The 14,896-nt window shown below is 43.9% G+C and carries 12 protein-coding genes; all 12 read right to left on the bottom strand.

Annotated elements, in window-relative coordinates; all coding sequences use genetic code 11:
* Positions 1 to 26: 26 nt before the first annotated feature.
* Positions 27 to 1,286, bottom strand: a complete 1,260-nt coding sequence (locus AB5916_RS01475) for a 6-phosphofructokinase (protein ID WP_158422027.1) — start codon at positions 1,284 to 1,286, stop codon at positions 27 to 29.
* 71 nt (positions 1,287 to 1,357) lie between these two features.
* Positions 1,358 to 2,392, bottom strand: coding sequence for an acyltransferase (locus AB5916_RS01470; RefSeq protein WP_368188966.1), 1,035 nt, complete (start codon positions 2,390 to 2,392; stop codon positions 1,358 to 1,360).
* A 49-nt stretch (positions 2,393 to 2,441) separates the two neighbouring features.
* Positions 2,442 to 3,851 carry a glycine--tRNA ligase gene (locus AB5916_RS01465; RefSeq protein ID WP_158422029.1) on the bottom strand — a complete coding sequence of 470 codons (1,410 nt, stop codon included), beginning with the start codon at positions 3,849 to 3,851 and terminating at the stop codon, positions 2,442 to 2,444.
* 156 nt (positions 3,852 to 4,007) lie between these two features.
* On the bottom strand, positions 4,008 to 4,766 hold the full coding sequence (gene recO, locus AB5916_RS01460; RefSeq protein WP_368188965.1) for a DNA repair protein RecO: 759 nt from the start codon (positions 4,764 to 4,766) through the stop codon (positions 4,008 to 4,010).
* A gap of 2 nt (positions 4,767 to 4,768) precedes the next feature.
* Entirely contained in the window at positions 4,769 to 5,677 is a 909-nt protein-coding gene (gene era, locus AB5916_RS01455; RefSeq protein WP_368188964.1) for a GTPase Era, read from the bottom strand.
* Between the two features lie 17 nt (positions 5,678 to 5,694).
* Positions 5,695 to 8,619 carry an insulinase family protein gene (locus AB5916_RS01450; RefSeq protein ID WP_368188963.1) on the bottom strand — a complete coding sequence of 975 codons (2,925 nt, stop codon included), beginning with the start codon at positions 8,617 to 8,619 and terminating at the stop codon, positions 5,695 to 5,697.
* Between the two features lie 12 nt (positions 8,620 to 8,631).
* A complete protein-coding gene (locus tag AB5916_RS01445; RefSeq protein ID WP_158422033.1) occupies positions 8,632 to 9,657 on the bottom strand; it encodes an SGNH/GDSL hydrolase family protein in 1,026 nt (341 codons plus the stop codon).
* A gap of 8 nt (positions 9,658 to 9,665) precedes the next feature.
* Positions 9,666 to 10,313, bottom strand: coding sequence for a DUF6553 family protein (locus AB5916_RS01440; RefSeq protein WP_368188962.1), 648 nt, complete (start codon positions 10,311 to 10,313; stop codon positions 9,666 to 9,668).
* Positions 10,300 to 11,415, bottom strand: a complete 1,116-nt coding sequence (gene glf, locus AB5916_RS01435) for a UDP-galactopyranose mutase (RefSeq protein ID WP_368188960.1) — start codon at positions 11,413 to 11,415, stop codon at positions 10,300 to 10,302. Before glf ends, AB5916_RS01440 begins: the two co-directional genes overlap by 14 nt.
* A 26-nt stretch (positions 11,416 to 11,441) precedes the next feature.
* Positions 11,442 to 11,975, bottom strand: a complete 534-nt coding sequence (locus AB5916_RS01430) for a DUF5662 family protein (RefSeq protein ID WP_158422035.1) — start codon at positions 11,973 to 11,975, stop codon at positions 11,442 to 11,444.
* Positions 11,935 to 13,893 (bottom strand): Type II secretory pathway, pullulanase PulA and related glycosidase, encoded by a 1,959-nt coding sequence (locus AB5916_RS01425; protein WP_368188959.1) that lies wholly within the window; start codon positions 13,891 to 13,893, stop codon positions 11,935 to 11,937. Before AB5916_RS01425 ends, AB5916_RS01430 begins: the two co-directional genes overlap by 41 nt.
* Before the next feature lie 147 nt (positions 13,894 to 14,040).
* A complete protein-coding gene (locus tag AB5916_RS01420) occupies positions 14,041 to 14,796 on the bottom strand; it encodes an exodeoxyribonuclease III (RefSeq protein WP_368188958.1) in 756 nt (251 codons plus the stop codon).
* Between the last annotated feature and the right edge of the window lie 100 nt (positions 14,797 to 14,896).

The following is a 14,896-nucleotide window of genomic DNA, read 5'->3' as shown; positions in this document are numbered from 1 at the left end:
TCTGTATTTTTACCAGTCTTTTTTGTCTATTTTCGTTTTTTTCCTGCATTTTTATTTAATACCAGGTGTCTGGGCAGTCCGTTTACCATCATCGGAGGATAGTCTCCCTGGATCAGAGGCTTGATATAATCAATGAAATCCTTGGTAACATTGGTAGCATCCTTATTCATCCAGCTTCTTGGAACCAGCTTCTCCTCATTGGCGATCCTGTGCACATCATAAATCCCGGTAGCAGCCATGTAAGGATCATCTGATACACGGTCGATCACGATCATCTTACCTGTATCTCCTTCATCTGCTGCTTTCACCGCAGCGCCGCCTACCATAAATGCTTCGTCAATGTCAACTCTGGATGCCATATGGGATGCACTTCTTTGTAAAGTAGAAAGCTCCACTGCACGGGTCTTGCATCCACACTCTGCTGCCAGGAAATTGGCCAGATAAGTAGCTGTACCCTGCAGCTGCTTATGTCCGAAGGCATCTACATAGTCTCCTACATTTCCAAGCTCGCATACATAACGTCCATCTGCCAGTTTGATACCCTCAGAGACTGCGATCACAATAGAGGATTTCTTTTTCAGCAGTTCCTTTACCTTTACCAAAAAACGGTCAATATCAAAAGGAACCTCTGGCAGATAGATCAGATCCGGACCTTCACACTCTTCTGTCTTGGCAAGAGCAGTGGCACCGGTAAGCCAGCCTGCATTACGGCCCATGATCTCCATAATAGTGATCATATTTTTCTTATAGGTAAGGCCTTCCGCATCCCGGATCACTTCCTTTGTGGATGCCCCAATATATTTGGCAGCACTACCAAAACCAGGAGTATGGTCTGTCAGTGCCAGATCATTATCAATGGTCTTAGGCACCCCAAGGAACTTCTGGGTCTGGCCGGTAAGGATGGCATAGTCGGAAAGCTTCTTAATGGTATCCATAGAATCATTACCGCCAATGTAGATAAATGCATCAATATCCAGCTTGTTCAGGATCTTGAAAATCTTCTCATAAATATCTCTGTCTTCATGGATCTCCGGCAGCTTGTACCTGCATGACCCAAGAAAAGCAGACGGTGTTCTCTTCAACAGTTCAATATCAATCTCGGAATGGATCTGCGTGGACAGATCAATGTACTGTTCATCCAAAAGTCCCTGGATCCCGTGCAGCATACCATAAACTTTGTTGAAGCCTCGCTCAATGGCATTCTTGTATACGCCTGCAAGACTGGAGTTAATAACAGAAGTAGGACCTCCTGACTGACCTACGATAATGTTTCTTTTTTTCCCCATAGTGACATTTCCTCCTCTACATTGGTTTATAATAGTAAATTTTAACAACCAAAGTGTAGGAAGTCAATGTTTTATTGTAAGATTTTGATTAATATATTTTTTACGCCAAATAAAATCATGGAAATAATAGCTGTACATGCAAATATCAGCACAGGTGCATATGTGCTATATGCCATACTCCACGGATCTGTACCGTCTTTCAGATAAAGATCCATCACTGTGATCACAGCCGGGTGAAGGATATAGATCATTGTTGCACAATTCCTGCCCAGCCATGCAAAAAATCCGGTAAGAATCCTTCTTTTGTAAAAACCTGCCCAGCAAAGGAACACACAAAATACACACACAGTAAGAAACGTAGTGCTGATATAATGCTCCCGTGGTGCATTTGCCTGCACAGACTCCAGATATCGTCTTTCGTAAAAGCTGGTCCAGGTAAATACTGCCCCACCTGCAAGAAACAAAAGTCCCTTCCACCAGCGGCTTTTTTCCAGCTTTTTCTCTTTATGGATCCCTAACGCCCAGCCAATGGCAAAATAAGGAATCCCTACAAACAGATAATTTCTTACGTAAATATAATCAATCTCCTGGTTCCATAAAAGCAGTGAATACTTTCCAAAGATCAGATCCCCGGCAAGAAGAAAGGGTGTCAGGATCAGCATCCAATACTGTTTTTCTTTTTTTACAAGCCAGGCTGCCAGGATCAGCACATACAGGATAGCACCCAGATACCACAGATGGGAACGAAAAGGAGATTCATTGGTAATGAGCAGATCACGGATCTTCTCAGGGGTAAGAAGCTTCTGAAGCTTTCCCTCAATATTGCCTGTGCCATAATAATACACAATAAAAAGATCCCATACAAAATAAAACAGGTTCGCCAGGATCCCTATCCTCAGGATCTTAAGGATCTGTTTTTTTTGTTTCCCTTTTCTTATGGTATCACTGTAGAAAAACCCTGTGATCATAAAAAACACAGGAACTGCAAACCTGAAAAAGATCTTCAGATACATCCCAGTGTCTCCCGGAAATCCCCGATGTATGCTGATCACACCAAAAGCACATATACATTTCAGGATATCCAGTGTTTCCCATCTTTTTTCCATAAAATAAACAGGGGCCTGCCCTTTCACAGGCAGACCCTTTTACCTCCGATTATTTACCTACCTCAAAAGTGAACTTATCTGCAAAATATGCATCCAGCTCATCGATCTTAATACGTACCTGCTCCATGGAATCACGCTCACGTACGGTTACGCAGCCATCTGTTTCAGAATCAAAGTCGTAAGTGACACAGAACGGTGTACCGATCTCATCCTGTCTTCTGTAGCGCTTGCCAATATTTCCTCTGTCATCATACTCACAGTTATATTTCCTGGAAAGACTGTGATAAATAGCCTCAGCACCATCATTCAGCTTCTTGGAAAGCGGAAGTACACCAATCTTTACAGGTGCAAGTGCCGGATGGAAACGAAGCACAGTACGTACATCATTCTTCTCAGCATCCAGAACTTCCTCATCATAAGCGCTGCACAGAAATGCCAGTACCATACGGTCAGCACCAAGTGATGGCTCGATCACGTATGGGATGTATTTCTGCTTCTTCTCATCATCAAAATAACTCAGATCCTGGCCGGATACGTTCTGGTGCTGTGTCAGGTCATAATCAGTCCTGTCTGCAATCCCCCACAGCTCGCCCCATCCAAATGGGAACAGGAACTCAACGTCTGTGGTAGCCTTGCTGTAGAAGCTTAACTCCTCCGGTGAATGGTCACGGTAACGTACCTCATCCTCCTTAAGGCCAAGGGCACTAAGCCAGTCAAGACAAAACTTCTTCCAGTATGCAAACCACTCCAGGTCTGTATCTGGCTCACAGAAGAACTCCAGCTCCATCTGCTCAAACTCACGGGTACGGAATGTAAAGTTACCTGGTGTGATCTCATTACGGAAGGATTTACCGATCTGAGCAATACCAAATGGAATCTTCTTTCTGGAAGTTCTCTGTACATTCTTGAAGTTAACAAAAATACCCTGTGCAGTCTCAGGTCTTAAATATACAGTGTTCTTAGCGTCTTCTGTAACACCCTGGAATGTTTTGAACATCAGGTTAAACTGACGGATGTCTGTAAAGTTGTGCTTCCCACAGGTGGGACACGGAATGGAATGGTCTTTGATAAAGTCCATCATCTTCTCCTGGGACCATCCGTCAACGGATCCGCCTTCGATCTCCAAGCCTTTCTCTGCACAGAAATCCTCGATCAGCTTATCTGCGCGGAAACGCTCATGGCACTCTTTACAATCCATCAGAGGATCAGAAAATCCTCCCAGATGTCCGGAAGCGATCCATGTCTGAGGGTTCATAAGGATGGCACAGTCAACGCCTACATTATAAGGAGACTCCTGAACAAATTTCTGCCACCAGGCACGCTTTACGTTATTCTTTAATTCCACACCCAGATTGCCGTAGTCCCATGTGTTCGCCAGACCACCATAAATCTCTGAACCGGGATATACGAAGCCTCTGGCTTTTGCCAATGCTACGATCTTGTCCATTGTTTTTTCCATAACAGTTCTCCTCATTTTCTCTTCATGATATTCCGCCTGCAAGCAGCGGTTTTATTTATTCAGGAATGCTGTCATTCCTGCTGCAAGATGCGCATGTCACCTTACATCTGATGTTCCTAATTATACTAGCATCCCCTTGGTTTTTCAACCTTGAAATTATTTCATCACTTCCAGGACCTGAAGACTTTTAAACTTTCTGTCTGTATTTCTTTCCACATATGTATGGATGCAGCGCTCCAGTTCCTTAAGTACCTGTTCGTTCACAGTAAAGGTATACAGCTTATTCATTGGCTGGCTTACAATAAATTCCATGGCATATACTGCAGCACCGGAGACCCTGATGGCATCCGGTGCTGTCCTTTGCTCCACACATTCCCGGCAGACAATGCCGTGAAGGCTCTGGGAAAAGAAAAGCTCTTTCATTTCTCCTGCTCTGCGTCCGCAGCTGCCACAGGAAAAAACCTCCGGCATCAGTCCCTGTTCCGCCATAGTACGCAGTTCAAATATGCACCGCACCAGTCTGTCATCAATCTTTGGATTCAAAAGCGCACGTACAGAAAGATATAAAAGATTCATCATTTCTTTTTCATCTGTGCCTTCCTGTCCAAAATAATCAGCCAATTCCAGGAAATAGTAACCATAATAGATACCCGGCTGCTCTCCTGCAAGCTCCACAAAATGATGGGTAACTGATACCTGGTTCAGGTTGTAACTGCTGCGCCCTTCATAAAGGGTAAAACTTCCAAAAACGAAGGGATTGGCAGCTGCCATAAACGGACTGTTCTGCCGCCTTGCTCCCTTTGCAAAAGCTGAAATCTTCCCCCGCTCCCTTGTAAGAAGAAGGATCCGTTTGTCATATTCTCCTACAGGCATTGCAGACAGAACGACTCCCTGTACTGTGATCAGATCACTCATTTTCAGATTTCCTTCTTGTCATAACCAAAATTCTTGATCATAAAATCACTGTCGCGCCAGTCTTTCTTTACTTTTACCCAAAGCTTAAGATTTACCTTTGCTTCCAGCATCCGTTCCAATTCATATCTGGCATTGCTGCCGATCTTTTTCAGCATGGCACCGCCTTTGCCGATAATGATCCCTTTATGGGAATCCCGCTCACATATAATAGTTGCTTCTATATCATACATCAGGTTCTTCCCAGGACGCTCCTTCATTCTGTCAATGGCCACTGCGATTCCATGGGGGATCTCTGCATCCAAAGCATGAAGAGCCTTTTCACGGATGATCTCTGCTACGATCTGTCTCTGGGGCTGGTCTGTAACAGTATCCTCATCGTAAAACATGGGGCCATAGGGAAGATACTTGAAAATACTGTCAATAATGTCCTCTGTATTCTGTCCGCGAAGCGCAGAGCAGGGAATGATCTCTGCAAAATCACAGATTTTGCGGTAAGTGTCAATGGCAGGAAGGATCTCTTCTTTTTTGACGGTATCGATCTTATTGATAATCAGGATCACCGGAACCCCTACCTGCTGAAGCTGCTCGGCAATATGCCTTTCGCCTGCCCCGATAAAGGTGGTGGGTTCTACCAGCCACATAATGGCATCTACCTCTTTCAGGGTACGTTCTGCCACAGCAACCATATACTCTCCCAGTTTATTTTTGGCCTTATGGATACCAGGTGTGTCCAGGAATACGATTTGTCCCTGATCACAGGTATATACGGTCTGGATCCTGTTTCTTGTAGTCTGGGGCTTTTTAGAAGTAATAGCGATCTTCTGGCCGATCAGATGGTTCATTAATGTGGATTTTCCCACATTCGGCCTTCCGATAATAGCCACAAAACCGGATTTAAAATTTTCATTCATAAAATACGTATTCCTCTCTAACAGGTGATCAGTGACTTTGTTTCCATGAAAAGATCTCTGTTCTTTTCTACTTCGCTTTCGCTTCCTACCACGCAGATCTGGCCGTCAGACAGCACAGCCTCCACAACAGGTGCCAGATTGTGGATGTCTTCTACGGTTGCATCCAGGATCTGATCACGCTCCCTCTGAAGCATTTCCTCTGTAACATGAGAAAAATAGGCTGTTTTGGAAATCGCCCCCTGCATCATTGGAGTCCTTGGCACATCCTTGCCACTGATGGTACCGATAATATATTTGGTCATTTCTCTTTCATCTGAGTTGAAATGACGGATGTATTCCGGAACCCCTTTATATACATCCAGAGTACGTGCCAGATGAGGATCCCTGTAAGAAACAAAAAAGCTTTCTCCATTTCTCTTAAATCCGCTCATACAACCGTATGCGCCGCCTTTTACACGAAGATTGATCCAGAGATAGTCATAGCTTAATGCCACTTTCAGAATATCCAGAGCACCTGTATAAGCAAAGCCCTTTTCCACAAAATTACCTGTCTGGGCTACATACTGTACCTGCCCGGCTGTTTTGAAGCCTTCGTTTTTCTTTGTACAACTGATCTGCTGTTTTCCGTCTGTTTCAGTCATATGTGCCATAAGCTTTTTCAGGGAAACAAACTGTGTCTTTACCATCTCCACAGATTCTTTTTCACCGGTATAGCTAATGCTCATATTTTCCTGGCAAAGGATCTGTCCCATCACCAGCTGCAGGTTCTGCACGATCTCATCTTTCTTTGCTTCAAAATCCTTTTCCAGATTTTCGATAAAGTGATAATAACCGATTCCTGCCATTTCATCCTGAAATGCAGCCATCCGGGATCCATAGGATGAGCCTCGAAGCACAGCTGTCTGATGTCCTGCTGATACAAGAGATGCCTGTGCTCTGGATTTGATCTGGGCAATGATCTCATAGAGCCGCTTTGTATCTGTAAGCTTTGAAGTACACAAAATCTCACGGATCATAGAAAACAGAAATTCATACTTAGGATAAAGAGCTTTACCTCTTACTGAAAACATCGCTGTGAATTTCTGAGGATCCTTTGCATCATCAAAAACTTCCACACCGCACATGATCCCGCCTGTGTTTTCATTGATCTCATTAAACAATGCACCGTAGGTATAATTCTCTGTATCTACCAATCCAAGCACAGACTTTAACAATCCAAGATAATGGATCTTTTCTATTTCCATATCCTGTACCTGGAACATCAGATCTGTATATCCGATGCCATTAGTACACACATCATGGTAAAGGAACAGACTTCCATCCACCTGCTGGGGATCGTTGGTCAGCTTTGCAGCTTCCCTTTTAATGTCTGTCCGTTTCAACATAGGGATACACTCCAGAAAAGCCGGATCCTCCTCAGCTTCCTGATAGGCTTCCAGTTCCTGTGTCCTTTTAACCATTTCAGCCAGTTCTTTTTCTGACAGACTCTTGCGGTAGTTCTCCAGCTTATCTGCCAGTTCTTTTTCACGCTTTGCTGCCAGCCCTTTTTTGGGAACAAGACAAAGCACAGCCCCATGGGGATTCTCAAGCAGGCAGTCGCGGATCAGCTGTTCAAAATATCCCTCATCTACAGATTTTTTCAACTGCTCAAAAACAGCCAGCTGCTGAACCTGTGCAAAGGGCTTTTCATCACCATACAGCCAGTCACCCATAATGTCCAGTCCGTACATCAGCCCCTTGGGATAAGAACCAAAGTCTGCTTCTCTGTATCGGAACTCCATATAATTGATTCCTGCCAGGATTGCTTTTTTATCTACACCATTGTGGACGATCTCACCTAAAACCTGACGGATCAGACTTACAAATTCCTCTTTTTTATCAAGATTGGATCCTTTTGCCACAATTGTAAAATATGGCTGTAAAATCCCATCCTCAAAGGAACCGTAAATGTCTTTACCAATCCCTGCATCCAGAAGGGCTTTTTTCAAAGGTGCCCCCGGTGCACTTAAAAGGGCATAATCCAGCACCTCAAATGCCAGGCATTTCACATTATCAGTAGTATCTCCCACGACCATATTGTAAGAAAGATAAGAGTTGTCCTCTTCTCCTTCATTCTCTGCCACAGGATATTCCTTCACAGTATCCCTGCAGGCTTTAAATGCAGGTTGGGGAGCAATGTGGGAATCCACATCCAGTGCTTCAAACCCGGACAGATAATGTTTGTCAATAAATTCCAGCTTTTCGGCCATATCCATATTGCCATACAAGTAAATATAGCTGTTGGAAGGGTGGTAATAGGTTCGGTGAAACTGAAGGAACTGTTCATAAGTCAGATCCGGGATAGACTCCGGGTCACCGCCTGATTCTACCCCATAAGTAGTATCCGGGAAAAGAGTATTCATGATCTCCCTTTCCAGTACATCATCCGGTGAAGAGAAAGCTCCTTTCATCTCATTATAAACAACTCCATTATAGGTCAGCGGTCCTTCCGGCTTTTCCAAATGGTAGTTCCAGCCTTCCTGGCGGAAAATCTCTTCTTTTTGATATATATTTGGAAAAAATACAGCATCCAGATATACATGCATCAGATTCTGGAAATCCTGATCATTACAGCTGGCTACCGGATAACAGGTTTTGTCCGGATATGTCATTGCATTTAAAAATGTATTCAGGGAACCTTTTACAAGTTCCACAAATGGATCCTTTAACGGAAACTCCTTAGACCCGCACAGCACGCTGTGCTCCAGAATGTGAGGAACTCCAGTGCTGTCCCTGGGGGTAGTGCGGAATGCAATGGAGAAAACCTTGTTCTCATCATCATTTTCAATCAGCATTACCCTTGCCCCTGTTTTCCTGTGGGAAAGAATATATCCCTTAGAATGAATATCTGTCAGATTCTCTTCCCTGATCAGTTTGTAGGCTGTTAATTTTTCTTTATCCATAAATGCCTCCAGTTATTTACCATTGATCTTTTTTATGCACTGATTATAAATACGCTTATAGGTAGTACTATCATAGTGAAGACCGTCATCATACCGTACAGTCTTTCCCACACCGCCTAAAGTACTGTAGCCTGTACGCATCAGAAAGCGGTATGTATCAATATAAGTAAAGCTGTCACTAAGTCCGGCTTTCAGTCTGTTATTAAAGTCCCGGATCTTGGTCTCGTTTTTATATACAGACCTTCGCATAGCATTATTCATTGGATTCACAGACATGTAAAAAAGCTTACATCCTCTTGCTTTCAGCTTTTCTGCCAGTTGATTCATATAGGTAATGTATGCGTTACAGTAGGACAGGTCATTTGCACCAAGGTTAAATATTACAGCTGCAGGCCGTTTCTCTGAAGCAGGGCAGCGAACCTCCGCAAACAATCTTTGCACTGCAGTCTGCTTCAGCCAGTATAGCCCCTGTCCTCCTCTTGCGATCATGGATACGCCCTTAGGCACCTTTCCAAAATCAACCAGAAAGGTTTTCTCCATGCCCCGTGTTCTGGAATCCCCTACAAAAATCACCTTACGGTATTTGGACAGGTTTACTTTCTCCAGCTGATTTTCTTTCAGATCCGGCTCCCTGTTTCTTCTGAACATCACTGCATAAAGCTTCTGATTTCTATTAATCCGTATCCTCTGACCAGTTTCATATTTTGGTGCTTTCGTCTGCCCCGGTTTGTCCGACCAGCCCATAAATGTGCAGGCAGATGTATTCTTTATCCCAGGCAGGGTAATATAACCTTCCTTATCTACGGATACTGTTTTATATAGTGTGCCGTTTTTTCTGTAAAAAGATACTTTATTTGTATTTTTGCTGTCTGAAACTGCAGGCGGAATATCCTTGATCTGTATGCTGTTCCCTGAGGAAACAGCAGGTCTGCCGTATACAGTCTGGGGCATGCAAAGACAAAGCGCACAAACTGCTGCTGCCGTTTTTTTAACAGCCTTGCCCCATCTTCCCTTTATCCAATCTGTAAACTCCCTCATGTTAATAATCAGATGCCTCCCTCTCCGGGAAAGTAGAGTTCATACACCTCACGGGCGGCTCTGGTGATAAGACTAAGTTCTTCTTCCATTTTGATGGACATTGGGAGATGAATGGCTGTTTCATAAATATCCTTCTGGATCTTCTGCTTTGCTTTGTCCTTGCTAATGCTTACGATCCCGCAAAGAGTGGTATTATAGGATCTGTCTGTCTGGCAAAGATCCACATACATCTGTACAAGATGACAGCATTCTCTGTACAAAATCTCCTCATACAGCTCCCCCTTGCTTCTCAGCTGATCAAACTGAAGGCGGTTTAAATGCTTGTTGATCTCTTTCTGTGCACCTTTAAATCCAAACAGCTTCTTACCTGCTTCTTTATTGAATTCCATGACCATCCACAGTGAAAGGAAACCGTCTGCACGATTCTCCTTGTCTACTTTGGATGGCTCTGCATAACGGATCTCCCACAGTTCCTTACGGATCTGATTCTCCTCGGGACACTCTCCTGCTGCAATGGACTGCTCCAGCAGCTCTTTTCTTTTCATGGGGTCATGTTCCTTATAATACTGTGTAATAATAGGTGTATCCATAAATTCAATATCCTCCTGGTTTTCTCTTTCTGTTGTTACGATTGGCGGCAGGTCACTGTTCCTCATAGGTCAGTTCTGTCTCTGCCATATTCAGGGCTTCTTCGATTACTTTATCCATATCCATATAACGATACATACCCAGACGTCCGCCGAACAGTACATTTTTCTCTTCTAAGGCTCTGCGCTCATATTTGTCAAACAGTTCACTGTTCTTCATGTCGTTGATAGGATAATAGGGCTCTTTGCCCTTTTCCCATGCTGCCGGATATTCTCTGGTGATCACAGTCTTAGGCTGTGTGCCAAACTCAAAATGCTTATGTTCAATGATCCTGGTATAAGGCACCTGATAATCTGTGTAATTCACAACTGCATTGCCCTGGTAATTGCCCATATCCAGAACCTCAGTTTCAAAGCGAAGTGAACGGTACTCCAGTTCCCCATAGCAGTAATCATAAAATTCATCGATCATTCCTGTAAACAGGATCTTGTCAGCCTGTGCAGACAGCTCCTGACGATTGGCAAAAAAGTCCGTTTTCAGGCACACTTGCACTCCTTCCAGAAGTTTCTTAATGATCTTGGTATATCCCCCCACTGGAATTCCCTGATAAGGATCTTTAAAGTAATTGTTATCATAAATGTAGCGAAGCGGCAGACGTTTGATAATAAATGCAGGAAGATCCTTACACTCTCTGCCCCACTGCTTTCTGGTATAGCCCTCTACCAGTTTTTCGTATACGTCCTGTCCAACCAAAGCAAGAGCCTGCTCTTCAAGGTTCTTTGGATGGGTGATATGCATACGGCTGATCTGCTCCTGGATCTTTGCCTTTGCCTCTGCCGGAGTCTTTACTCCCCACAGCTGATGGAAGGTGTTCATGTTAAAGGGCAGGTTGTAAAGCTCATCCTTGTAGATAGCTACCGGAGAATTTACAAAATGATTAAACTCTGCAAACTGGTTCACGTATTCCCACACATTCTTCTTTGATGTATGGAAAATATGGGCTCCGTATCTGTGTACCTGGATCCCTTCTACTTCTTCTGTATAAATATTTCCGCCAATATGATCTCTTTTATCGATCACAAGACAAGTTTTCCCTTTTTGGGCCGCTTCATGTGCAAACACAGCCCCAAACAAACCTGCTCCAACGATCAGATAATCATATTTCTTCATTTAAAAAGCCCCCTTTTGTAAGTTTGTTATTTACGAAGATATACATTTTTAATATAATGAAGCGCTTTTTCTTCCCCATGGTCACTAAGGATCCGAAGAAGCGCTTCCAGATCTCTTTTGGTCTTTGGATGTACAAACCATAATTTATTTTTGCTTTTCAGATAATACTGTAATGGAGCCTGACAGGTATAAGCATCTCCCATATAGGTTCTGGATGCACTGATCCTGTCCATCACCATCTCCGCAATATATTTTCTGGGCATAGGCGCACCCATGATCACATGTGAATCATCAAGGGAATAATCTACCCAATGCTCATAATGATGTTTATTCCTTCCCTTATGGTGAAGCCATGCTGTGGAAACTCCGGTGGCCTCCCTTTCTGCATTGTTAGGGCTACGGTCTCCCTGATAATACCTGCATCCTACAAGAAATTCCGCAGGCGAATACTTGGAAAGATCATGAAGAAGGCCCTGCTTATATAGTCCGATACGAAAGCAATAACCCATTACCATCAGTTTATGCTTTGTGATTGTTTTGAAGTGAAGCCACGGATGCATGTTTTACCTCCTGCCCTGCATTTTTTGTATCACGTATTTTCTTTTTTCTTTTGCTGGGAACAGGAAGCCGTTCTCCAAGAAGCACTACAATGCTCCTTGGCTGGATTTCCACAGACTTGGTATACTCCCTGGCATTCTCTTTCTCATAGAAGCCGTCTCCGGTCAGATCCCAGGTATCAAGCACCTTTTTCCATTGCATGGTATCCGGCAGATCCGGTAATGCCAAAGAACGCTTTTCCCAGTAGAAATTATATCCAATGTAAATATTCTCATCGGCTGTTTGATCTCCTGCATATGCACCGCAGTACAAAATGCCCAGCATGCGGCTGGTATTCTCTGAGCTGCAAAACCAGGCACGTTCGCCGTGGAAGGACATATCTGGAAGCCCCATTGCCAGATAATCTGACTCTCTTAGCTGCGTTGCCCCGTGAAGGATGGGATGCTCCATTCGAAAACGGATCAGCTTCTTTACAAACGTATGGATTCCCTGATTTCTCTTTTGGCCTTTCCAGTCTACCCAGCCAATGCTGTTATCCTGACAATAGGCATTGTTATTTCCTTCCTGGGAATTACAGATCTCATCTCCACCGTAGATCATAGGTGTCCCCTGTGCAAGAAGTACCATGGCAAATGCATTACGGATCTGCCGTTCCCGAAGCTGCCGGATGGCTGTCTTCCTGCTTGAACCTTCTATACCACAATTCCAGGAATAATTATAAGCGCAACCGTCCGAATTATCCTCTGCATTGGCTTCATTGTGTCTGTAATTATAAGATACCATATCATTCATGGTAAATCCATCCTGGCTGGCCATATAATTGATCACACCGTAAGTGTCCGGATTTCTGGAGAGGCGGTATCTGGCTGCTGAAACCATATCCTCGTCACTTTTCAGAAAGCGCCGCATATCCTGAAGAAATCCCGGATTGTATTCAGCAAAGCTACGGTGCACAAATTTCCGTCCTCTGTAAAATTCATTCATATCGTATCCCTGGGTCATGATCATTGTGCCGGCAAGAAGGCCATCCCGAAGAAGCAGTTCCAGCGGAACTCCGTCTCCCAGAAGATGAAAACCGTCTACATGGTAATATTCTTTCCAGAACTGAAGGGCATGTAAAGGAATCAGTGGACTGATATCCCTAGGGAAGAACATTTCCATAATGCAGCCGATTCCAGCCTTATGAAGTGCTTTGACCATATCCTTAAACTCCTGTACCGGATCTCTGCCGGCGCAGTAGGCTTCCTTTGGGGCAAAGTAACTTCCAGGAATATACCCCCAGAAATTCACTTCGTCCTTTTTCCTTCGGCTGGTGATCATCCCTTCCTGTTCCTTTTTATCGGCCACTTCCTGAAATTCATAGGCAGGCATCAATTCAATGGTATTGATCCCTAAATCCTTCCAATAAGGGATCATCTCTGTCAGCCCCTGAAATGTACCTTTTTTCTTTATGGTACTTCCGGCAGCCTTTGTATAGCCTCTTACGTGAAGCTTGTAAAGGATCATATCCTTATATTCTCTCTGGATCCCTTCATCTCCTTCCCAGTCATATGGAGTATCTTTAAGAAGCTCACACCGTACTGCATGAGGATCCTCAGTATACGGACTTCCAAATTTCCTCCTGCCTGTCAGACGGCAGGCACAGGGATCCTGAACCACGCTTCCGTTGATCAGAAAATTGTACTGGCAGCTGGCAACGCTTTTATCTGTAAGACGGATGGCAAAAACTCTGCCTGTCCGGTATTCCCGGCCAATAGGAATCTCCTCAACTGGTGCAAGCTGATTTCGTTTATATAAGAGCAGGGAAACCTGGGCATCCTCAGGAGCTTCAACTGCAAAATTGTATCCGCCCTCCAGCTTGTAAGCTCCAAGGACCTGTGGATATCCCGGTTTAATTCTGGTGTTATTCATAGACTGCATATGCTGCCCTCCTACTTTTTATTCAAGAATGCCTCGGCATTCTTGCTGCGAGGTGCGCGTCATGCAATTGCATGACATACTTCTCCTGCGCACCTCTGCAATCCTGCCGGAGGCTATATCAGCTGGGGGATTGGCTCCCAGCTGATATCAAAGATCGATCTCCAATTCCACCGGACAATGATCGGATCCCATGATCTCTGTATGGATCTTTGCATCTTTTAATCTATCTTCTAATGAAGAAGAGGTAAGAAAGTAGTCGATCCTCCATCCTGCATTTTTCTCCCTGGACTTAAATCTGTAGGACCACCAGGAATAAATCCCTTCCTGTTCCGGATAAAAATACCGAAAAGTATCTGTAAAGCCATGATCCAGTAATTTTGAAAAGCAAGCTCTCTCTTCATCAGTAAATCCTGGATTCATGCGATTATTCTTAGGATTCTTAAGATCGATCTCTTTGTGTGCCACATTCATATCGCCACAGCAGATCACAGGCTTTTGCTCATTGAGCTTCTGCAGATAAACAAGAAAATCCGCTTCCCACTGCTGCCGGTATGTAAGGCGGCGAAGTTCACTCTGGGAATTGGGTGTATATACAGTAACTATATAAGCTTCCGGAAATTCAAGTGTGATCATCCGCCCCTCTTTATCATGCTCTTCTATACCCATTCCATAAAAAACTGAAAGAGGTTCCTTTTTTGTAAAAATGGCTGTACCGGAATATCCTTTACGATTGGCATAATTCCAATACTGATGATAGCCCGGAAGTTCTATTTTCACTTGCCCTTCCTGACACTTGGTTTCCTGCAGACAGAAAACATCTCCGTCCAGCTTCTTGAAACTCTCCTCAAATCCTTTGGTCAGGCAGGCTCTGATCCCATTTACGTTCCATGAAATAAGTTTCATTCTTTGCTCCTTTACCAGGGCAGGATACCTGCCCATATGATGCTGCGAATCTGTTTTCAATTGCTTTTATCCATTTTCGCATACTGTTATAAGTATAACA

This window comes from Blautia sp. 1033sp1_1033st1_G9_1033SCRN_220408 (assembly GCF_040929965.1).
Classification (GTDB): Bacteria; Bacillota; Clostridia; order Lachnospirales; family Lachnospiraceae; genus Blautia_A; species Blautia_A ammoniilytica.
The sequence above is the reverse complement of the archived record's forward strand: the minus strand, read 5'-3'. Positions and strand labels throughout refer to the sequence as shown.